At 72.2% G+C, this 20,754-nt stretch carries 21 protein-coding genes; 15 read left to right on the forward strand and 6 right to left on the reverse strand.

Going from position 1 to position 20,754, the window contains the following annotated elements; translation table 11 throughout:
* Nucleotides 1–15: 15 nt before the first annotated feature.
* From larE to K6U06_RS21255, 3 genes are all read left to right on the forward strand, one after another.
* A complete protein-coding gene (larE, locus tag K6U06_RS21245) occupies nt 16–849 on the forward strand; it encodes an ATP-dependent sacrificial sulfur transferase LarE (protein ID WP_262323983.1) in 834 nt (277 codons plus the stop codon).
* A gap of 63 nt (nt 850–912) precedes the next feature.
* Nucleotides 913–1,485, forward strand: coding sequence for a hypothetical protein (locus K6U06_RS21250; protein ID WP_262323984.1), 573 nt, complete (start codon nt 913–915; stop codon nt 1,483–1,485).
* A gap of 5 nt (nt 1,486–1,490) precedes the next feature.
* On the forward strand, nt 1,491–1,970 hold the full coding sequence (locus K6U06_RS21255; RefSeq protein WP_262323985.1) for a hypothetical protein: 480 nt from the start codon (nt 1,491–1,493) through the stop codon (nt 1,968–1,970).
* A gap of 30 nt (nt 1,971–2,000) precedes the next feature.
* Here K6U06_RS21255 and K6U06_RS21260 read toward each other — a convergent pair whose 3' ends face one another.
* Nucleotides 2,001–2,267 carry a hypothetical protein gene (locus K6U06_RS21260; protein ID WP_262323986.1) on the reverse strand — a complete coding sequence of 89 codons (267 nt, stop codon included), beginning with the start codon at nt 2,265–2,267 and terminating at the stop codon, nt 2,001–2,003.
* Nucleotides 2,268–2,349: 82 nt separating this feature from the next.
* On the opposite strand from K6U06_RS21260, the gene K6U06_RS21265 reads away from it, so the two are divergent.
* From K6U06_RS21265 to K6U06_RS21275, 3 genes are all read left to right on the forward strand, one after another.
* Complete coding sequence (locus K6U06_RS21265) at nt 2,350–3,690, forward strand: FAD-dependent oxidoreductase (protein ID WP_262323987.1); 1,341 nt, start codon at nt 2,350–2,352, stop codon at nt 3,688–3,690.
* Nucleotides 3,691–3,773: 83 nt separating this feature from the next.
* Nucleotides 3,774–4,463 (forward strand): NUDIX hydrolase N-terminal domain-containing protein, encoded by a 690-nt coding sequence (locus tag K6U06_RS21270; protein WP_262323988.1) that lies wholly within the window; start codon nt 3,774–3,776, stop codon nt 4,461–4,463.
* Between the two features lie 22 nt (nt 4,464–4,485).
* Nucleotides 4,486–5,016, forward strand: a complete 531-nt coding sequence (locus tag K6U06_RS21275) for a hypothetical protein (protein ID WP_262323989.1) — start codon at nt 4,486–4,488, stop codon at nt 5,014–5,016.
* Here K6U06_RS21275 and K6U06_RS21280 read toward each other — a convergent pair whose 3' ends face one another.
* Entirely contained in the window at nt 5,017–5,487 is a 471-nt protein-coding gene (locus K6U06_RS21280; protein WP_262323990.1) for a hypothetical protein, read from the reverse strand.
* Between the two features lie 10 nt (nt 5,488–5,497).
* Complete coding sequence (locus tag K6U06_RS21285; RefSeq protein WP_262323991.1) at nt 5,498–6,370, reverse strand: PAC2 family protein; 873 nt, start codon at nt 6,368–6,370, stop codon at nt 5,498–5,500.
* Between the two features lie 206 nt (nt 6,371–6,576).
* Between K6U06_RS21285 and K6U06_RS21290 the strand changes: the two genes are divergently transcribed.
* The 3 genes from K6U06_RS21290 to K6U06_RS21300 all read left to right on the forward strand — a co-directional run bounded on the left by K6U06_RS21290 (nt 6,577) and on the right by K6U06_RS21300 (nt 12,732).
* Nucleotides 6,577–11,337 (forward strand): DEAD/DEAH box helicase, encoded by a 4,761-nt coding sequence (locus K6U06_RS21290; RefSeq protein WP_262323992.1) that lies wholly within the window; start codon nt 6,577–6,579, stop codon nt 11,335–11,337.
* A 26-nt stretch (nt 11,338–11,363) separates the two neighbouring features.
* The gene (locus K6U06_RS21295) at nt 11,364–12,200 is read left to right on the forward strand and encodes a DNA-formamidopyrimidine glycosylase family protein (protein ID WP_262323993.1); all 837 of its coding nucleotides are present in this window, start codon (nt 11,364–11,366) and stop codon (nt 12,198–12,200) included.
* A 97-nt stretch (nt 12,201–12,297) separates the two neighbouring features.
* Complete coding sequence (locus tag K6U06_RS21300; protein ID WP_410051119.1) at nt 12,298–12,732, forward strand: GNAT family N-acetyltransferase; 435 nt, start codon at nt 12,298–12,300, stop codon at nt 12,730–12,732.
* Between the two features lie 15 nt (nt 12,733–12,747).
* Here the strand turns inward: K6U06_RS21300 and K6U06_RS21305 are convergent, their stop codons facing one another.
* Nucleotides 12,748–13,059 carry a chorismate mutase gene (locus tag K6U06_RS21305; RefSeq protein WP_262323995.1) on the reverse strand — a complete coding sequence of 104 codons (312 nt, stop codon included), beginning with the start codon at nt 13,057–13,059 and terminating at the stop codon, nt 12,748–12,750.
* A 122-nt stretch (nt 13,060–13,181) separates the two neighbouring features.
* On the opposite strand from K6U06_RS21305, the gene K6U06_RS21310 reads away from it, so the two are divergent.
* On the forward strand, nt 13,182–14,450 hold the full coding sequence (locus tag K6U06_RS21310) for a citrate synthase (RefSeq protein WP_262323996.1): 1,269 nt from the start codon (nt 13,182–13,184) through the stop codon (nt 14,448–14,450).
* Between the two features lie 55 nt (nt 14,451–14,505).
* Here the strand turns inward: K6U06_RS21310 and K6U06_RS21315 are convergent, their stop codons facing one another.
* A complete protein-coding gene (locus tag K6U06_RS21315) occupies nt 14,506–15,402 on the reverse strand; it encodes an acyl-CoA thioesterase (RefSeq protein WP_262323997.1) in 897 nt (298 codons plus the stop codon).
* Nucleotides 15,403–15,500: 98 nt separating this feature from the next.
* Here K6U06_RS21315 and K6U06_RS21320 point away from each other — a divergent pair, with 98 nt between their 5' ends.
* The gene (locus K6U06_RS21320; protein WP_262323998.1) at nt 15,501–16,031 is read left to right on the forward strand and encodes a GtrA family protein; all 531 of its coding nucleotides are present in this window, start codon (nt 15,501–15,503) and stop codon (nt 16,029–16,031) included.
* A 41-nt stretch (nt 16,032–16,072) separates the two neighbouring features.
* Entirely contained in the window at nt 16,073–16,657 is a 585-nt protein-coding gene (locus K6U06_RS21325; protein ID WP_262323999.1) for a class I SAM-dependent methyltransferase, read from the forward strand.
* Nucleotides 16,658–16,718: 61 nt separating this feature from the next.
* Here the strand turns inward: K6U06_RS21325 and K6U06_RS21330 are convergent, their stop codons facing one another.
* On the reverse strand, nt 16,719–17,423 hold the full coding sequence (locus K6U06_RS21330; RefSeq protein ID WP_262324000.1) for a glycosyltransferase: 705 nt from the start codon (nt 17,421–17,423) through the stop codon (nt 16,719–16,721).
* Between the two features lie 259 nt (nt 17,424–17,682).
* Here K6U06_RS21330 and K6U06_RS21335 point away from each other — a divergent pair, with 259 nt between their 5' ends.
* From K6U06_RS21335 to K6U06_RS21345, 3 genes are read left to right on the forward strand one after another with little or no spacing between them, the layout of a single operon-like run.
* Nucleotides 17,683–18,963: a glycosyltransferase family 4 protein gene (locus K6U06_RS21335; RefSeq protein ID WP_262324001.1), complete on the forward strand. Its 1,281-nt coding sequence runs from the start codon at nt 17,683–17,685 to the stop codon at nt 18,961–18,963.
* Nucleotides 18,957–19,676 carry a class I SAM-dependent methyltransferase gene (locus tag K6U06_RS21340; protein WP_262324002.1) on the forward strand — a complete coding sequence of 240 codons (720 nt, stop codon included), beginning with the start codon at nt 18,957–18,959 and terminating at the stop codon, nt 19,674–19,676. The genes K6U06_RS21335 and K6U06_RS21340 overlap by 7 nt, the downstream gene beginning before the upstream one ends.
* A complete protein-coding gene (locus K6U06_RS21345) occupies nt 19,673–20,728 on the forward strand; it encodes a prenyltransferase/squalene oxidase repeat-containing protein (protein ID WP_262324003.1) in 1,056 nt (351 codons plus the stop codon). The genes K6U06_RS21340 and K6U06_RS21345 overlap by 4 nt, the downstream gene beginning before the upstream one ends.
* Nucleotides 20,729–20,754: the final 26 nt, after the last annotated feature.

The following is a 20,754-nucleotide window of genomic DNA, read 5'->3' on the forward strand; positions in this document are numbered from 1 at the left end:
CCTAGCCTGCATCCGGTGAAGACCGATCTGCCGCCTTTGCCCGCGGCGAGCGACTCCCTCGACGCGCTGCGCGCTGGTCTGGGGGGTCTGGGACGGGTGGTCGTGGCGTTCTCGGGTGGCGTCGACTCGGCGCTGCTCGCCCGCGTCGCTCACGACACGCTCGGCGCCGACGCCGTTTTGGCGGTTACGGCGGTGTCCCCGTCGCTGGCGCCGTCGGAGCTGGCGGACTGCCGGCGGCTGGCCGCCGAGTGGGGTTTGCGGTGGGTAGCGGTCGACACCGACGAGGCGTCGCGCCCCGGGTATGTCGCCAACGGCGCGGATCGCTGCTACCACTGCAAGTCTGAGCTGATGGCGGCTCTGGTCCCGCTGGCCGCCGCCGAGGGCGCGACGGTGGTGCTCGGCGTGAACCTCGACGACTTGGGTGACCACCGCCCCGGGCAGCGGGCCGCGGCCGAGGCCGGCGCCCGGTTCCCGTACGTCGAGGCCGGGCTGTCCAAGGCCGACGTCAGGGAAGCCGCCCGCCGGCTGGGGCTCGACGTGTGGGACAAGCCGGCGGCCGCCTGCCTGGCGTCGCGGGTGCCCTACGGCACGCCGGTGACGCTCGGCACCCTCGGGCGCGTCGCCCAGGCCGAGGAGCGCCTGCACGGGCTGGGATTCCGGCAGGTCAGGGTCCGTCACTACGGCGACCTGGCCCGCCTGGAGGTGGAAGTGGCCGACCTCGAGCGGGCCGTGGCCGCGCGGAGAGCGATCGTCGACGCGGTGCGGTCGGCCGGGTACTCCTATGTCACCCTCGACCTCGAGGGGTTCCGCTCCGGCAACCTCAACCAGTCCCTGACACCCGGTTCCTAGGCGCCTGCCCTGCGCAAGCTCCTGGCTCTGGGGATCGTCGCCGCGCTCGTCGTGGTCCTGGGCGTGGCCGATGTCGTCGTCCGCCACACCGTCGAGGCCGACATCGCCAAGCACATCGAGGCGCAGGTTCCGGGCACCAGCGCCTCGGTGCGCATCTCGTCGTGGCCGTTCGTCGGGCGGCTGGCCGCGTCCGGCACCGTCCCTGACCTCCGGGCCCAGGTCAGCGGGGTCAAGATCGGGCCTTTCGCGGTGGACTCGGTGGACATCGTGGTACAAGACATCAAGGTGTCACGCTCCGATCTCGCTCGCGGCAAGGTGGTCTTGAAGTCGATCCGGACCGCGGCCATCGAGGCCGTCATTTCCCAACAGTCCCTCGACAGCGGCCTCGGGCTGCCCGTCACGCTCGGCGCCGGGACCGTCGGTCTGGCCGGCGTGCAAGCCGCGGCTCGGGTGGCCGTGTCCTCCGACCGGCTCACCATCAGCGTGCCGCCGCTGCCGGCCATCACCCTGCCGCTCCTGCCCACCGCGCTGCTTCCTTGCAGCGCCAACGCGGTCATCAGCGTCGGGCAGATCACGCTGTCGTGCACCACCTCCTCGATCCCGCCGGCGCTGCTCGCCGCGGCCGCCGCCGGGTAGCAACCGTGGAGGACTACACCCAGGCGCTGACCGACTACGGCGAGGCGTTGGCCGACGGCGTGGAGGAGGCGATGCCCGCGTGGGTGCGGACCTCGGTGACCCGGATCGTGGCGGCGTGGGCCGGTGGCTCGTGGGCCGGGGCCCTCGACCGGGAGACGGCCGCGGCCACCGACGCGGCCGGTGAGGCCGCCGCCGCAGAGGTCGGAGCCGCGCTGCGGGCGCTGGTGCGCGCCGACGTCGACGCTCAGCGCAGCACGCCGCTCACGATCGTCCGGGGCGCGGTGCGCTGGCCGACGGGCGTGCTGCGAGCCGTCGGCGTGCCGCCCGTCGAGCGCGGCGAGTTCGAGGCGTCGGTGTTCCCCGACGACGACTACGGCTTGACCCCGGCGTCGCTGGCCGACCTCGACCCCCGACTCGGCGAACTGGCCATCGCGTGGGGCGCAGCCAAGGCCTGGGTGCACAAGCGGCGCCACTCCGGCGCTTGAGCCGCCGCCGTCAGCGAACACCCCGGCGAGTCACCGGCGTTTGCGGGGCTTCTTGCGCTTCGCCGGCGGCAGGTCGATGAGACCGTCGGCGGTGTTGCTCATCGGCTGGGCCGGCGCCTGGGCCCAGCCGGCGGCAGAAAGAGAGCGACCTTCGAAGAACAGGCAGCCGTCGGGGCACGCGAAAGGGTCCTGCGAGTTGGCTCCGACCCGGCAACGCTGCACCACCTCCCCCGACGGGGTGCTCCGCGCCAGGTAGTGCCGGCAGTCCTGGCGGACAGCGGGGGGATCGGTCGCCATGGCCACATGATCCCACGCCGTGCCCGCCCTCCCCGCGCGCCGGTGCACCTCGAGCCCCGGCGCTGGGCCGTAGGCTTCGCGGATGGGAACACGCCTGCTCGTCATCGGCGGGGACGCAGCCGGTATGGCAGCGGCCTCCGTTGCTCGCCGCCGCCGGCCCGACATGGAGATCGTCGCGGTCGAGCGGGGAGGGTGGACCAGCTACTCCGCCTGCGGTATCCCGTACCTGGTCGGCGGGTCGGTCGATTCGGTTGACGCCTTGGTGGCGCGCCGACCCGACCAGTTCCGGGCTATGCGCATCGACATGCGCGTCGAGCACGAGGTGAAATCGATCGACCTCGACGCTCGCACCGCGGAAGTCCACAACCTGGCGCATGGGCGGACCTACTCGCTCGGGTTCGACCTCCTGCACCTAGCCACCGGGTCCTCCCCGATGCGCCCCGCGGTGCCGGGCATCGACGCCCCCCACGTCCACGGCGTGCAAACCCTGAACGACGCGCAGCGTCTCCTCGACGACATCAAGTCCCGCCGGCCCGAGCACGTCGTGGTCGTCGGCGGCGGCTACATCGGCCTCGAGCTGGCGGAGGCGTTCGTGTCGAGGGGCGCCAGCGTCACGATCATCGACGCCGCCCCCGAGGTGATGCACACGCTGGACCCGGACATGGGCGCCCTCGTCGGGCGTGCCCTGCGAGCCACGGGCGTAACCCTCCGCCTCGGCGAGGCGCTGCTCGGCGTGGAGGACGGGGAGGTGGTCACCTCGCAGGGGACCATCCCCGCCGACCTGGTCGTTCTCGGCACCGGCGTCCGACCCAACAGCGACTTGGCCCAGGCCGCCGGGGTGGCCCTTGGCGTCAACGACGCGGTCGTCGTCGACCGCCAGCAGCGCACCTCGGTGGAGGGAGTGTGGGCGGCGGGGGACTGCTGCCAGTCGATCCACCGGATCTCCGGCCGGCCAGTCCACCAGGCCCTCGGCACGGTCGCCAACAAGCAGGGCAGGGTCGCCGGTCTCACCATCTCGGGAAGCTACGCCACCTTCCCCGGGGTCGTCGGCACCGCGGTGACCCGCCTGTGCGACATCGAGATCGGCCGCACCGGGCTCAGTGTCACAGAGGCGACCGTCGCCGGGTTCGACGTGGTCAGCGCCAAGATCGAGACCACCACCAACAGCAGCTATCTGCCGTCGGCTCGGCCGGTCACGGTCAAGATGGTCGCCGAGGCCCGGACCGGGCGGCTGCTCGGCGTTCAGATCGTCGGTGGTCCCGGCGCGGCCAAGCGAGTCGACGTGGTGGCGGTCGCGGCCGGCGAGGGGATGGACGCCGAGGACCTGCTGATGGCCGATCTCGGTTACGCCCCGCCGTTCTCCTCGGTGTGGGACCCCCTGCAGGTCGCGGCGCGCCAGATCGTGGCGCAGCTCTCCGCCTGATCCCGGCCCGGCCTGCGCGCCGGCGCCGCGGTGGCGCGGCGCCGGGTGTCAGTGCTCGCTGCCCGACGGATAGCCTCAGATCGATGGCAGATTCCCACGCGACCGAAGCGGACCTGGTCCGCTGGAGCGAGGCGCTGGCTGCGATCGCCCGCACCGGGCTCGGGTTCACGCAGAGCCTCTACGAGCAGGAGCGCTTCGAAGAGGTTCTCAACGTGGCCGCCGAGATCAGGATGGCCGCCGGCCGGGACGACCATCGCAACGGCCCGGCCGACCTCGTCGAGGGGTGGCTCGACAGCGTCGGCCACGGCGTGGCCGGCTACGTCACCCCGAAGGTCGCGGTGGGCGCCGTGGTCGGCAACGACCGCGGCGAGATCCTGCTGATCAAGCGGGGTGACTCGGGCGTGTGGCTCTACCCGACGGGATGGGCCGACGTCGGCTACTCCGCATCCGAGGTGGTCGTCAAGGAGGTCCTCGAGGAGACCGGCATCGAGGCCGAGCCGGTCCGGGTGATCGCCATACTCGACGGGTTGCGGCTCGGGGCGAGGGGACTGCCGTTCTACTCCCTCGTGTTCCACTGCCGGGCCGTCGGCGGTCGGATCAACCCCCACCCCCTCGAGGTGCAAGACGTCGGCTGGTTCGCCGAGGACGACCTGCCCGAACCCCTCGCCGGCGCCGACCGCTGGAAGGACCAGGCATTCGCCGCCATCCGCGGCGAACCGGTGGAGGTCCTCTACGACGCGCCGCGCCGGCCGGCCTGGCGCGGCGACGAGTAGCACCCTGCGACTGGTATCCCAGATGCGCCTGCCCATCAAGCGCCGGCAGCCGCCAGCGCCCGCGGAGGACCCGGTCCGGGGTCAGGCGCTCGACGCCGCCGCCGAGAGGGTGCTCGCGGGGCTGTCGTCGCTCAGCGACCTGACCGCGCCGTTGGCCATCTCCTACCTGGACCGGGTCGGCAAGCCCACACCGTGGATGACCCCGGCCGCCGGCGTGCGGATCACCTCCGCCGGCTACGCAGCCCACATGGCCGTCGAGGCCGACGGGGCCGCGTTCGGCGTCGAGAGCGTGCCGGTGCTCGGCACGCTTCCTGACCTGCGCCGGGGGCGACCGCCCCAGGACCTTCTCCTGCGGGTCGTCAAGGCCACCAGGAAGACGTTCCCGGTGATACGGGCCGTCGACGACCTGACGTGGGAAGGGTTCGTGAGCCGGCGCATGGCCCGCGTCGACGACGAACTCAACCGCCCCCTCGTCGACGGGCTACTGCGCTTCGGCTGGGTGCTGCGCCAGGTCGACCTCAGGTACGGCTTGGAGCCGGAAAAGGTCGGCTGATCAGGCCTGGAGCTGGGCGAGAAGGCCGGCGATGACCGACACCTTCCCGCCGGTGCGCTCCCACTCGTCGCCGAGGGGCCCGTGGTCCACCAGCCCAGAAGCGTCCGGCGCGATCCCGAGCGCCGCCGCGGCAGCCGCCGCGAGGGGGGCCGGCTCGACGGCCGGCGCCTGATCGCCGTAGGCCACGAACACCTCCAGCCCGTCCCACAGCTGGTCTAGCGGCGCCGGCGGCTCCGCTCCGGTGGCCAGAGCCAGGGAGGTGGCCGAGAACACCTCGTAGGTCCCGACCTTGGGCGGCCGGCGGTACCCGGCGACGGGGTGGAGCCGCCACTCGAGGGTGACCTCGCCGGGGCCGTCGTCGCGCAGCCACACCTGCGAGCCGTTGACGTACGCGTCGACAGGCTCGCCGAAGCGGTCGTCGAGAGCGACGATCAGCTCCGGGGTGGCCCGCCACACGCAGGTGGCAACCAAAGAGCCGGCGCTAGCTGACGTCGCCCTGCTCCCGCAGGAACCGCTCGACCTCGTCCGCGAGGCGGCCGGCATCGACGGGCAGGGCAGCGTTGGCCTCGTCGCGGCGTTCGTCGTCGTCGGCTTCCTCGAGCTGGGCGACGTAGGCGGCCGCGTCCTCGTCGTCGGCGACCCGCTCGGAGACCTGGCGCTCGTACTCCTCCGCCGCGACGCGCAGCTCGAGAGGGTTGACCCGGGCGCCGACCAGGCTGGCGGAACGCTCGACCAGGGCCAGCGCCGCCTTGGGGGAGGGGACCTGGTGCACGTAGTGGGGCACCGCGGCCCAGAAGCTGGCGGTGCGCATCCCCGCCTTGTCGAACGCGTCGTGCAGCACGCCCACGATTCCCGTCGGGCCCTCGTAGGTGGAGGCGGACAGCCCGAGCCGGCCGGCCAGCTCGGCGTCGTCGGTGGTGCCGGTGACCTTGACCGGCCGGGTGTGGGGGACGTCGGCGAGGAGCGCCCCGAGGGTGGCGGCCATCTCGACCCCGAGGGACGTGGCCACCTCGACGATGGCCGAGCAGAACGTCCGCCACTTGAGCTGGGGCTCCACGCCTCGCACGAGCACCACGTCGCGCCCGGTGCCGGGGACCTCGGCGTGAAGGAACTCGGTCACCGGCCACTCCACGGCGCGGGTGGCGCCGTCGACGATCTTCACCTGAGGACGGGTCTCGGTGAAGTCGAAAAACTCCTCGGGGTCCAGCTCCGCGAACGGCACCGCGCCCCAGGCCTGGGCCAGGTACGACACCGCGAGCGAGGCGGCGTCACCGGCGTCGTTCCAGCCCTCGAACGCCACGACGAGCAGGGGGCGGCGCAACTGCGGATGGTGGTCCCAACGGACGGGCTCCATCCATCGAAGGTACCGCTCGCGTCACCGGTTGGTGCGGGCATTGCCGGCCCGGCGCGAGGAGAGGCGACCTGGGTGGGAGGGGGCCGGCGGACAGGGGGGGAGACCGCCGGCCTCGCGCCTCCCACTGCCCCGATGGTACCCAGCACAGGTGTGTGTTGGATCACGGCAGCATGAACGCGACATGTCCACCGTACGCTTCTGGGACGATGAAGTTCTCGTCGCCGACGTCCGCCTGGTTCGCGGCCACCTTCGAGGCCCCGACTGCCGCGCAGGAGCAGGGCTGGGCGGCCATCGGCCGGGGCGAGCACACCCTCATCCTGGCCCCGACCGGCTCCGGCAAGACGCTGGCCGCGTTCTTGTGGGCCATCGACCGTCTCCTCACCTCCCCGCCGGTCGACGCCGCTGAACGCTGCCGGGTCCTCTACGTCAGCCCGCTCAAGGCGCTCACCTACGACGTCGAACGAAACCTCCGGGCCCCCCTGACCGGGATCGCCCGGGAGGCGGGGAGACTCGGCATCGAGCTGCCCGAGGTGCGGGTCGGGACCCGGACCGGGGACACCCCGGCGGAGGACCGCCGGGCCATGGCCAAACGGCCGCCGGACATCTTGATCACCACCCCCGAATCCCTCTACCTCCTCCTTACCTCCAACGCCGCGTCGGTCCTGCGAGGGGTTCGCCACGTCATCGTCGACGAGATCCACGCGATGGCCGGCACTAAGCGCGGCGCCCACCTGGCCCTGTCCCTTGAGCGGCTGGAGGAGCTGACCGAGCGGCCTCCCCAGCGCATCGGCCTGTCCGCCACCCAGCGCCCCCTCGACGAGCTGGCCCGCTTCCTCGGAGGACGGGGACCGGGCGGGGGCGACCGGCCCGTGACCATTGTCGACGCCGGGGTGCGCAAGACCCTCGAGCTGTCGATCGTCGTGCCCGTGGAGGACATGGGGGAGCTGGGACGGCCTCTTTCCCCGCCCTCCGACGACGACGGCGCCGACCTGGTCATGCGGGGTCCGGCCGCCGGCACCCCCGAGGTGCGCTCGTCGATCTGGCCTGCGGTCTATCCCCGCATCCTGGAGCTGATCCGGGCCCACCGCTCGACGCTGATCTTCGTCAACTCCCGCCGGCTGGCCGAGCGCCTGGCCGCCCGGCTGAACGAGCTGGCCGCCGGCGAGGAGGACGGGGCCGGCGACCAGTTCGGCTACACCCAGTCGGGCAGCGGCTTCCACGCCGCCGGCGCGCCACCCGAGCTGGTCCGGGCCCACCACGGTTCGATCGCCCGGGAACAGCGCCTGGAGATCGAGGACGCCCTCAAGGCCGGCCGGCTCCCGGCGCTGGTCGCCACCTCCAGCCTGGAGCTCGGTATCGACATGGGGGCCATCGACCTGGTGATCCAGGTGGAGGCGCCCACGTCGGTGGCCTCCGGCCTGCAGCGAATCGGTCGGGCCGGCCACCACGTCGGCGAGCCGTCAAAGGGGCGGATCTTCCCGAAGTTCCGCCACGACCTGCTCGTGGCGGCCGTCGTGGCGCAGCGCATGCACGCCGGCCTGGTGGAGGAGACGAGGGTCCCCCGCAACCCCCTCGACGTCCTCGCGCAGCAGATCGTGGCCATGGTGGCGGCATCCGCCGGGCCGGTCCCCGTCGACCAGGTGGCCGCCGTCGTGCGCCGGGCCTACCCCTTCGCCGACCTGGGCGGCGAAGCCTTCGACGGGGTGCTGGACATGCTCGCCGGCCGGTACCCGAGCGACGAGTTCGCGGAGCTGCGACCCCGGCTCCTTTGGGACCGGGTGGCGGGCACGCTGACGGCGCGGCCGGGAGCCAAGATGCTCGCCGTCACGAGCGGAGGGACCATCCCCGACCGCGGGCTGTTCGGGGTGTTCACACCCAACGGAGGCCGGGTCGGGGAGCTCGACGAGGAGATGGTCTACGAGAGCAGGGTCGGGGAGACGTTCCTTCTCGGAGCGACCACCTGGCGGATCGAGGACATCACCCGGGACCGGGTGGTCGTGACTCCCGCCCCGGGCGTGCCGGGGAAGATGCCGTTTTGGCACGGCGACGTCCTCGGCCGTCCATACGAGCTCGGGGTCGCGGTCGGGGCGTTCACCCGGCGGCTGGCCCGCATGGACGACGCCGCCTTGCGCGCGGACCACGACCTCGACGACCTGGCGGTGCGCAACCTGCGGGCTTACGTCGCCGAGGAAATGGAGGCGACCGGCGGGCTGCTGCCCACCGACCGCCAGATCGTGGTGGAGCGCTTCCGCGACGAGCTGGGTGACTGGAGGGTGGCGGTCCTGTCGCCGTTCGGGGCCCGGGTCCACGCCCCCTGGGCGATGGCCATCGAGGCCAAGCTGCGCCACACCCAGGGGGTGGACGTACAGGCGGTGTGGAGCGACGACGGCATCATCGTTCGCCTGCCGGAGGCCGAGGACGCCCCGCCTACCGACGCGGTCATGATCGACCCGGACGAGATCGAGGAGCTGGTGGTGGGCGCCATCGGCGACTCCGCCCTGTTCGCGGCCAGGTTCAGGGAGAACGCCGCCCGCAGCCTGCTCCTGCCCCGCCGCCGGCCCGGGGCCCGCACCCCGCTGTGGCAGCTGCGCCAGAGGGCCGCCGACCTGCTCGCGGTGGCTTCCAAGTACGGGCAGTTCCCGATCCTCCTCGAGACCTACCGGGAGTGCCTGCGCGACGCGTTCGACCTGCCGGCGCTGACGACGCTGCTGCGGGACGTGGCGGCGCGCAAGGTCCGGGTGGCGACCGTCGAGCTGCCAAGCCCGTCTCCGTTCGCCAGCGGCCTGGCGTTCGCGTACGTGGCGCAGTTCATGTACGAGGGCGACGCCCCGCTCGCCGAGCGGCGGGCCCAAGCGCTGACCCTCGACCGGCGCATGCTGGCCGAACTGCTCGGCACCGACGAACTGCGCGACCTGCTCGACGCGTCGGTCCTGACTGCGCTGGAAGCCGAGTTGCAAGCGCTCGACGAGCGGCGGTGGGCGTCGTCTGTCGACCAGGCCGCCGACCTGTTGCGCCGGCTGGGCGATCTCACCCCGGCCGAGCTGGTCGCCCGCTGCACCCCCGAGGTCGGGCCGGGGGTGGTCGACGCGCTGCTCGCCGAGCGGCGGGCCGCCCCGGTGCGGGTGGCGGGCGAGGAACGCCTCATCGCCGCCGAGGAAGCCGGCCGCTACCGAGACGGTCTCGGCGTGACCCCGCCGCCAGGCCTGGCCGACGCGTTCCTCGAGCCGGTGCCCGACGGGCTGGTCCAGATCCTGCGCCGCTGGGCCAGGGTTCACGGGCCGTTCGTTCCCGCCGAGCCGGCTGCCCGCTTCGGGCTGTCCGCCGAAGCGGTCGTGGCCGTCCTCGACCGCCTCGCCGGCGAAGGCCGCCTGGAACGGGGGGCGTTCCGGCCCGGGGGCAGCGGACGCGACGAGTGGTGCGACACCGACGTCCTTCGCATCCTGCGCCAGCGTTCGCTGGCCGCGCTTCGCAAGGAGGTCGCCCCCGCCGAGACCGCCGCCCTGGTCCGGTTCCTCCCCGCCTGGCACGGCGTGGCGGCGGTCGGCCGGCCTCCCGCGGCCGGCGGTCTCGATCGGCTCTTCGAGGTCGTCGGTCAGCTGCAGGGCTTCGCCATCCCCGCCAGCGTGCTGGAGACCGACGTCTTGCCGGCGCGGGTACGGGGCTACCAGCCCCGGATGCTCGACGAGCTGATGGCGGCCGGGGAGGTGATGTGGGTCGGTGCCGGTTCGCTGGGGCGCTCAGACGGGCGGATCGTGCTCGGGCTGCGCCAGCAGGCGCCGCTGCTTTGGCGGCGGATGGGCTTCGCCGGCGGAGTCCTGGCCGGCATGCCCAGCCCGGCGGACCCCGCGCCCGTGGCCGGAGCCCCGCCCGCAGTCGACCCCGCGCTCGCGCCCGGCGCTCCGCCCGCCGCGGCCGGCGACGTGGACGGCGAGACGCACCGTCACCTGCGGAGGGTGCTGGCCGAGCGGGGTGCGTGTTTCTTCCGGGAGCTGGGTCTGCCCGGCGCCAGCGACCAGGAGATCGTCGAGGCGCTGTGGGACCTGGTCTGGGCCGGCGAGGTCACCGGTGACGCGTTCGCCGCGGTCCGGGCCACCGTCGCGGTTTCGGGATCGGGGCGGCGAGCCGCGGTCCGCCGCAGCACCGGCCGGCCCGGACTGGCCCGCCCCCGGCCCCGCTTGGGTGGCATCGGCGTCCTGGGACCGCCACGCGGGCAGGGACGGTGGTCCCTCGTCGAGCGCGAGCTTGGCCTCCGGTCGCCGACGCCGACCGAGGCCGGCGTCGCGGTGGCCGGCCAGCTGCTCGAACGTCACGGCGTGCTGACCCGCGACGCGGTGCGGGGCGAAGGGGTCCCTGGCGGTTTCGCCGGGATCTACCCGGTGCTGCGCACCATGGAGGAGTCGGGCCGGATCCGGCGGGGGTACTTCGTCGAGGGCATGGGCGGCGCCCAGTTCGCCCTGGCCGGAGCGGTCGACCGCCTCCGCTCCGTGCGGGTTCCCGACCAGCCGGCGGAGCCCGAACCGTCCGGTCCTGACGCCGACGGATACCGGGGCGGCGACGAGTGGGCCGTCCCCGACCGGGTCATCGTGTTGCCGGCCGCTCGAGGCGTGGACAGCGCGCCGGGGACCGACGGGTCGGTGCTGGTTCTGGCGGCCACCGACCCCGCCAACGCGTTCGGTCTCAGCGTCCCCTGGCCGGTGCGGGGCCCGACCCGGGTCCCTGGCGCCTACGTCGTGCTGGTCGACGGTGAGCTGAGCCTCTACGTCGAGCGGGGCGGCAAGGGGCTGGTCGCGGCCCGCGAGCTCGACGGCGCGTGGGAGGGGCGGGCCATCGGGGCCCTGTCGCATCTGGTCGCGTCCGGCCGCTGGGGCCGCCTCGCCCTGCAGCGCTGGCCCGAGGAGCTCGAGGCGTACCTCCGGGACGCGCAGTTCACGCCGACCCCCAAGGGTCTGGTCCGCTACGGGTCCTAGCCGCGCCGCGGTCCTAGGGTCGAGGGATGCCGGAGGGCGACACCATCTTCCGCACCGCGGTGTCCCTGCGGCGGTGGCTGGTCGGCCGGACGGTCACCGCCGCCCGCGCCGCGCCGCCCGCAGTGGCGGCGGGGAGGCTCGTCGGCTGCACCGTCGAGGGCGTCGAGGCCCACGGCAAGCACCTTTTGATCCGCTTTTCGGGCGATCTGGTGCTGCACACCCACATGCGGATGACCGGCTCCTGGCACGTCTACCCTGCCGGCGATAAGTGGCGTAAGCCGCCCGGCCAGGCCCGACTGGTGCTCGAGGCGGGTGAACGGGTCGCGGTGTGCTTCAACGCGCCGGTGATCGAGCTGCTCGCGGCGCGGGAGCTGGCCGTCCACCCGTCCCTGCGCCGGCTGGGACCCGACGTCCTCGTGCCCGCCGCCCTCGATCCGGCCGCGGTGCGATCCCGGGCCCGGACCCGGGCCGCAGCGTCGCCGACCGCCGGCGAGCTGCTCCTCGACCAGCAGGTGGTCGCCGGCATCGGCAACATCTACCGCTGCGAGTCGCTGTTTGTCTGCCGGGTGTCGCCGTGGACTCCGTCGGAGGCTCTAGACGACGAGTCCCTCGACGCGCTGGTCGCGACAGCGTCGCGGCTGATGGGCGCCAACGCCCAGTCCAAGTCGCCGGCGCGCTCCTTCGACGGGCCGGGGCAGCGGACCTGGGTGTACCGCCGAGGAGGCCGGCCGTGCCGGCGGTGCGGGACCACGATCCGCCGAGACGTGCTCGGCCGCCAGGCCCGCCCGGTGTACTGGTGTCCCGGCTGTCAGCCGTCGCCCGGCGCCGCCACGGCAACCCGGGCCGACCCCCAACCCCGCTGAGGCAACCTGAGAAGGGCGCGCCAGCAGCACCCGAACGCTGCGGAAGGAACGTGGTGGCGCGACGCCCCCCGGTTAACTAGCTTCCCCCGGCATCGTGCTGTGCGTCTCGAAGGTCACCGAAGCCGACGACGAACTGGTGTCAGCCGTCGTGCGGCTCCTGCCGCAGCTGTCGACCAGCGCACCGGCCCCGTCGGTGGCCGACTTGCAGGAGATCGTCGGTTCGCCGGCCACGGTGTTCTTCGTCTTGCGCGACGGGGAAGGCGGCCCGATCGTGGGCACCCTCACCCTGGCCATCTTCCGCATCCCCACCGGTGTGCGGGCGTGGATCGAAGACGTGATCGTCGACGAGGCGGTCCGGGGTCAGGGAGGCGGCGAGATGCTGACCCGCGCCGCTCTCGACGCCGCCAAGCAGGCCGGGGCCAGGACCGTCGAGCTGACCTCCCGACCGTCCCGCCAGGCCGCCAACCGCCTCTACCAGCGGCTGGGGTTCGTCACCCGCCAGACCAACCTGTACCGCTACGACCTGATCTGACCATCCCCGCTGCCACTACACGATGTGGTCTGGACCGAGCTCCTCGGCTTCTAGCAGGGTGAACCCGTCGATGATCGTCCGCAGCACCTGCTGAGCGACGCGGGGGTCGACGCCGGAGGCCGTGGCCGTCTCGCCGATCCGGGTCAGCATCTCGTCCTCTCGGCCACGGTCGACGACGGGCATGTGGTGGGCCCGTTTGTAGTGAACGACCTGGCCCACCAGTTGTGCCCGCTCGGCGAGGAGCGCGATGAGGCGTCGGTCGACATCGTCGATGCCGTCCCGGATCGCTGAGAGGTCGAGGTCAGGGCTCGGGGCGGGATTGTCCACCGCTCGATCATGCCCGACTGCTGTGCCCCCTGGCACGCCCGGTTTGCTGCCGTTTGGCGGGAGGCGGGGTGGCGGTACGATCATGAGCGAACGCAACGAATCCCATCCCGACAGGGGGAGTAGTGACCGAATCGATCACCGTCACCGACAACCGCAGCGGCGAGGTAGTCGAGATCCCCATCGTCGATGGTGGGGTCTCGGCTGACGAGTTCCGCAAGCTGCTGCCGGGAGTCTGGTTCCATGACCCGGCGTTTCTGACGACGGCCGTAGCCTCGAGCGCCATCACCTATCTCGACGGTGACAACGGGGTCCTGCGCTACCGCGGGTATCCCATTGAGCAGCTGGCCGAGAAGTCGTCGTACCTGGAGGTGGCCTACCTGCTCTTGAAGGGCGAGCTGCCCACCTCCGAGCAGCTGAGCACCTGGACCGACGACATCACCAACCACACCTACATCCACGAGAACTTCCGGAAGCGGTTCCTCGACGGGTTCCACTACGACGCCCACCCGATGGGGATGCTCGTATCGGGCCTGGCTGCGCTCTCGACGTTCTACCCCGAGGCCAAGCAGGTCACCGACCCCGAGGTCCGGCAGCGCCAGATCGTCCGGCTGATCGCCAAGGCCCCGACCCTGGCCGCGGCCGCCCACCGCTTCAGCCTGGGCATGCCGTTCGTCTACCCCGACAACAGCCTCAGCTTCACCGAGAACTTCCTCTCAATGATGTGGAAGGTCGCCGAGCCGCGCTACGAGCCGGACCCGGCGCTGGCCCGAGCCCTCGACGTGCTGTTCATCCTCCACGCCGACCACGAGCAAAACTGCGGCACCCTCGCCATGCGCACCGTCGGCTCGTCCCACGCCGACCCGTACTCCGCCGCCGCGGCCGCCGCCGCCGCCCTCTACGGCCCCCGCCACGGCGGCGCCAACGAGGCGGTCCTGCGGATGCTGACCCAGATCGGGTCGATCGACAACGTCGACGCGTTCATCGCCGACGTCAAGGCCGGGAAGGGCAAGCTTCAAGGCTTCGGGCACCGGGTCTACAAGAACTACGACCCGCGGGCCAAGATCATCAAGAAGACCGCTGACGAGGTGTTCGCCGTCACCGGCCCCAACCCGCTCCTCGACATCGCCCTCAAGCTCGAGGAGGTGGCGCTGTCGGACGAGTACTTCGTGTCCCGCAAGCTGTACCCGAACGTCGACTTCTACTCCGGCCTCATCTACCAGGCGATGGGCTTCCCGACCGGTATGTTCACGGTTCTCTTCGCCATCCCCCGCACCGCCGGCTGGCTGTCGCACTGGCAGGAGCTGCTGGAGCAGGACAGCAAGATCTACCGGCCCCGCCAGATCTGGACCGGTGCCGACGAACGCGACTACGTGGAGCTCAACAAGCGGTAGCCCCGCCGGCGGCGCCCAGGCGCCGCCGGGCCGCGCCGCTCCCGATCCAGGTCCCTCAGCGCTTGGCGCTGAGGGACCTGGCCGCTTCGGACGCGGTGGTCGGCCGGTGGGTGCGCAGCAACCCCTCCTGGACGACGGTGACGGCGAGGTCGCCGTTGCGGGTGTAGATCGTGCCGACGGCCAAGCCCCGTCCGCCGGCGGCGATCGGGCTGCGTTGGGTGTAGAGCAGCCAGTCGTCGGCTCGAAGCGGCCGATGGAACCACATCGCGTGGTCCAGGCTGACCTGCTGCGCGTCAGGGTCGTCCCAGATGAGCCCGTGGGGAAGCATGATCGTGTCAAGCAAGGTCAGATCGCTGGCGTAGGCGACGATGCAGGCGTGCAGCATCGGGTCGTCGTCGAGCTTCCCATCGGCCCGGAACCACATGGCGTGCTCGGGGGCTCGAGGCGGAGAGTCGGGGCCGTTGCGCACCGGGTCGCCGATGTAGCGGACGTCGACGGGCCGCGGTCGATCGTGCCAGCCCCCCAACCGCTCTCCGTGGCGTTCGCGCCAATCGGGGAGGGTCTCGGGGTCGGGTACCGGCGGCATCGGGGTCTGATGGGCGACGCCTTCCTCGGGGACGTGGAAGGACGCCGAGAGGTGGAAAATTGCCTCGCCCCGCTGGATCGCCGCCACCCGGCGGGTCGTGAACGACCGGCCGTCGCGGATGCGGTCGACCTCGTAGAGGATGGGGATGGTCGGGTCACCCGGGCGCAAGAAGTACGCCTGGAGGGAGTGCACGGAGCGCAGATCGTCGCGGGTCACTGTCCGTCCCGCCGCCACCAGCGCCTGGGCCGCGACCTGACCGCCGAAGACACGCAGGCCCGGGCCTGCCGGGCTTGTCCCCCGGTATATGTCGACCTCCACCGCCTCGAGGTCGAGGGTGGCGACGAGGTCGTCGAGGGCGGCTGTCACCCCGCCATTGTGGCCCACGCTCACGCCGGCGCGTCCCGCCGGCCCGTCCCACGACCCGCGCGGCCTGCCGATGGAGCGCTGGGGGTAGGGTGACGGGAATGGCAAGGAGCGTGCACGGCGTGCGTGACCGTCTGCGCAGCCCAGAAGGCCAGAAGCTGCTCAAGTACTCGGCGGCGTCGGTGGTCTCGGTGGTCACCAGCGTGGTCTTCCTGGTCATCTTCGATGGTCTCATCGGGTGGCCTGCGGTGGTGTCGAGCACCCTGGCGACGGCGATCGCCACCATCCCGTCCTATGAGCTCAACAGGAAGTGGGCGTGGGGCAAGTCGGGCCGGGGCCACCTGTGGAAAGAAGTGGTGCCGTTCTGGGCGCTGGCGTTTCTCGGCTGGGGGTTCTCCACGCTCTGCGTCGACGTCGCCGAGAGCTTCGCCCAGCACCACCACTACGCCCACCTGCTCAAGACCGGGCTGGTGACGGTGGTCTACGTCGCCGCCTTCGGGGTTCTTTGGGTCGCGAAGTTCGTGATCTTCAACAAGTTGCTGTTCGTCCACGACCACCACCACGACACGATCAACACCACCAGCGCCCCGGTGTGGACCGCGGAGCCCGACCAGGCCGGAGCGTTCGACTGACCCCCTCGGTCCTCGAGGTGGCGCACGCGACCAAGGGGTTCATGCCAGACGACGAGGGGATGGCCCTCCACGAGGCGGGAAGACGGGCCGCTGCGGCCGGCGCCGGTCCCCTTCTCGAGATCGGCACCTACTGCGGCAAGTCCGCGCTGTACCTCGGCGACGCAGCCAGAAGCCACGGCCAGGTGCTCTTCAGCGTCGACCACCACCGCGGCTCGGAGGAAAACCAGGCGGGATGGGACCACCACGACGCCGAGGTGGTGGACGCCTCGGGCCGGATGGACACGTTGCCCTTCGCTCGCCGGGCGGTGGCCGCCGCCGGGCTCGAAGCCCACGTGGTGCTGATCGTCGGCCCGTCGGTGACGGTGGCATCCGCGTGGAGCACGCCGCTGGCGTTGCTGTTCATCGACGGCGGCCACGGCGAGGACGTGGCGTGGGCCGACTACCGGGCCTGGGCCCCCAAGGTCGCGGAGGGCGGCATGCTCGCCATCCACGACGTTTTCGAGGATCCCGCTGATGGCGGCCGCCCCCCCTACGACCTGTACCGCCACGCCATCGCGTCAGGGCGATTCGCGGAGCAGCCCGACGCCGGGTGCGGCAGCCTTCGGGTCCTGCGGCGGCTCGCGTAACGGCTAGGCGGTAGCCGGCGGGCTATCGGGTAGCCGGCGGGCTATCGGGTCGCCGGTGGGCCTATCGGATAGCCGGTGGGTGCAGGCCGGATCGCCACAGCGCGACCCGCAGCCGGAGCAGGCCCATGAGGGTGCGAGGGATCCGGCGGGCGATCGAGGTGCGCGGCGGGCGGCCGTCTGAGACAGTGACTGGCACCTCCGTGACGGTGAGCCCGGCCCGCTCCGCTCGCAGCACCACCTCCGTGTCGAAGATGTCCCCGCCGAAAAGGCAGGTGCGGACATGGGGGAGCAGCGCCTCGCGCTCCAGCAGCTTGAGGCCGTGCGTGTCGCTGACCTTCAGCCCGAACGCCACCTTGAGCAAGGTGGAGAAGACCGCGGTCACGATCCGCCTGGCGACGGGACGGCCGTCGTCGGCCCCAGGGCCGCGCTTGGAGCCGACGACGATCGCCGCGGCTTCCTGCTCGGCGGCTTTGCGGGCCGCGTCGACGAACTCCAGGTTCACGAGATCGACGTCGAAGTTGATGACCTGGCGCCCGGACGCCGCGACGAACCCGGCCCGCAGGGCCCGGCCGTAGTCGGCGTGGGGCAAGGAGAGGACCGACACCTCCTCCATCGCCGCTGCCATCCGGGCCGCCACCGCCGCGGTGTCGTCGGTGGAGCCGTTCTCCACGACCAGCACCTCGAAGGCGTCCCCGCGTTCCCGCAACCCGGTGACGGCGCGGCGCAGAGCCTCCTCCAGGTAGGACGCTTCGTTGTGCGCCGGCATCACGATGGAGAGGGAGGGACCAGGCTGGCCGGATGCGGCTTCGATGCAGGAACGCTAGCGGCCTCCACGCACGAGCCGCGGCCGGTGCGTCTGTACAGTTGGGCATCGACCTCCTCGTTGTCTCCATGGCCAGCCGGCGCCCGACTCCGAACGTGCCCCGCGTCGCGGTGGCTGGCGCCCCGCTGGCTGCGCGGGCGTGACGGCATCTGGTTCGTCCCAGTTTGACCGCCCGTCGTCCACCGGTCAGAGTCTGAGGCTCATGACCGACGAGTCCCTCCGGATAGCGCTGCTGGTGTACCGGGGGAACCCGCACTCCGGCGGTCAGGGCGTCTACACGCGTTACTTGGCGCGAGAACTGACCGAGCTGGGGCACCGGGTGACGGTATTCGCCGGTCAACCCTGGCCGCTGCTCGACGACGGGGTCGGTTTCGTGCCGGTGCCCAGCCTGGACCTGTACCGCCAGCCCGACCCGTTCCGGGTGCCCAAGATGGGCGAGTTCCGCTCGGCGGTTGACGTCATGGAGTTCGCTCTCATGTGCACCGCCGGCTTCCCCGAGCCGCGAACGTTCAGCATCCGCGTCCGCAGGGCTCTGGCTGCCAGGCGCGGGCAGTTCGACGTGGTCCACGACAACCAGACCTTCGGTCGGGCGCTGCTCGGGATCATGAGCGATGGCTGGCCGGTACTCGGCACCTGCCACCACCCGATCACCGTCGACCGGGTCCTCGACCTGGCCCACGCCGACGGGTTCAAGAAGCGGCTCACCGTCCGCCGCTGGTACGGGTTCGTCGAGATGCAAAAGCGGGTCGCCCGCCGCTTCCCGCGGGTCGTGACCGTCTCCGAATCCTCCAAACGCGACATCGTCGAGCAGATGGGGTTGCAAGAGGAGCGAGTGCAGGTCGTGCCGATCGGAGCCGATCACACCCACTTCCGACCGCACCCCGAGATCGCCAAGGTGCCGGGGCGGATCATGACCACCGCCAGCGCCGACGCCCCGATGAAGGGCCTGATCCCGCTCCTCGAGGCCCTGGCCAAGCTGCGCGTCGAGCGGCCCGACGCCCACCTGCTGGTGGTGGGCCGGTTGAAGGAGCAGAGCCCAGTGGCGGCCGCCATCGCCCGTCTCGGGCTCAGCGAGCACGTCACCTTCGCCTCCGGGGTCAGCGACGACCGCCTCGTCGAGCTCTACGCCGAAGCCCAGGTGGCCGTGGTGCCGTCCCTCTACGAGGGGTTCTCGCTGCCGGCAGTGGAGGCCATGGCGTGCGGGGTGCCGCTCGTGACCACCACCGGTGGCGCGCTGCCGGAGGTGGTCGGCGCCGACGGGGTCACCGGCATGCTCGTCGCGCCGGGCGACCCGGGCCAGCTGACCCACGCCATCAGCCGCGTCCTCGAGGACGACGAGCTGTCCGCTCGGCTGTCGGTCGCCGGCCGGGCCCGGGTCCTGGAGCGCTTCACCTGGCAGGCGTGCGCGGCCGCGACCGCCGAGCACTACCGCTGGGTCCTCGACCGGGCACGAGCCGAGCAGAGCGCGGTGGGCTCATGCTGACCGTCCGCTACGACAGGCTCGGGGTCCAGCCGGGCGACCGGCTCATGGACATGGGCGCAGGCGGCGGCCGCCACGCCTTCGAGGCGATGCGCCGCGGCGCGGTGGTCATCGCCGTCGACGCCGATTCCGGGGAGGTGAAAAACGCCGCCGGGATGATGCAGGCCATGGTGAGCGAGGACCGCGCGACGCGCGCCAGCGGAGGCCGGGGAGCGGCCACGGTCGGCAACGCCCTGTCCCTCCCGTTCGCTGACGGCACCTTCGACCGGATCATCGCCGCCGAAGTGCTCGAGCACATCCCCGACGACCGAGGCGCCATCGCCGAGCTGGCCCGGGTGCTCCGCCCCGGCGGGACGATCGCAGTCACCGTCCCACGGTGGCTGCCGGAACTGGTCACATGGGCGATCTCCGACGACTACCACATGGTCCCGGGCGGCCACGTTCGCATCTACCGCCGGTCGGTGCTCACCCGCCGCCTCGAAGCCGCCGGGCTGTCCCCCTACGGCGGCCACCACGCCCACGCCCTTCACAGCCCGTACTGGTGGCTGAAAGCCGCGGTCGGGGTCGACAACGCCGAGCACCCGCTGGTGCGCGCCTACCACCGGATGCTGGTTTGGGACATCACCGCTCACACCCCGGTCACCAGGCTGCCCGAGAAGGTGTTGAACCCTGTGCTCGGCAAGAGCACGGTCATCTACCTGCGAAAGCCGGCATGACCTCAGACGCTGCTGTCCTCACCGCCGCCGAGGTGGCCCAGACCGCGGAGTGGATCGCCTCGGTGCAGCTGCCCTCAGGGCAGATCCCGTGGTACCCGGGAGGCCACGCCGACCCGTGGAACCACACGGAGGCCGCGATGGCGCTGGCCGTCGCCGGTCGAGTGGAGGAGGCCGAGGCCGCCTACGACTGGTTGCGTAGCACCCAGCTGCCGGACGGGTCTTGGTGCCTGTATTACCTGGCCGACGGCGTGGAGGAGCCCCGCCGCGACCCGAACGTGTGCGCCTACGTGGCCGCAGGCACCTGGTGGCACTTCTTGACCACCGGGGACCGGCCGTTCGTCGATCGCATGTGGCCGGTCGTCGAGCGGGCCGTCGAGTTCGTGTTGGGGCTGCAGCGCCCTTCGGGGGAGATCGTCTGGTCACGCGACGCCGACGGGGTCGCCGGCCGCTTCGCTCTGCTCACCGCCAACGCGTCGATCCACCACAGCCTCCGCTGCGCCGTCGCGCTCGCCGCGGCGGTCGGCGAGCAGCGCCCCGACTGGGAGCTGGCCGCGGCCCAGGTCGGCGCGGCGGTCGCTCACCGCCCCTCGGCGTTCCTGTCCAAGGACAGCTGGGCGATGGACTGGTACTACCCGGTCCTCGGCGGCGCCCTGACCGGTGAGCGGGCCGCGGAGCGCATCGACGGGTCTTGGAACGAGTTCGTGATGCCCGGCGTCGGAGTCCGCTGCGTCGTGACCAACCCTTGGGTGACCGCCGCGGAGACCGCCGAGTGCGTGATGGCCCTCGACGCCATCGGACGGCGCGACCAGGCCGCCGAGCTGCTGTCGTGGACCGGCCACCTCCGCGACCACGACGGGGCGTACTGGACCGGGTGCGTGCACCCGCAGTGCGTCCGGTACCCCGGCGGCGAGCGCTCGACCTACACCTCTGCCGCGGTCATCCTCGCCGACCACGTGCTGTCGTCGAGCGCTGCGACCGCGGGCCTGTTCCGAGGCGAGACGCTCGGCCCGGCGCTGGACCTCGGCGAGCTGGAGACCTCCACCGACCGCTGATCCCGACCGCTCCCCGGCTCGAGCCG

The sequence above is a fragment of the Acidiferrimicrobium sp. IK genome (assembly GCF_025499425.1).
Taxonomy (GTDB): domain Bacteria; phylum Actinomycetota; class Acidimicrobiia; order Acidimicrobiales; family Palsa-688; genus Acidiferrimicrobium.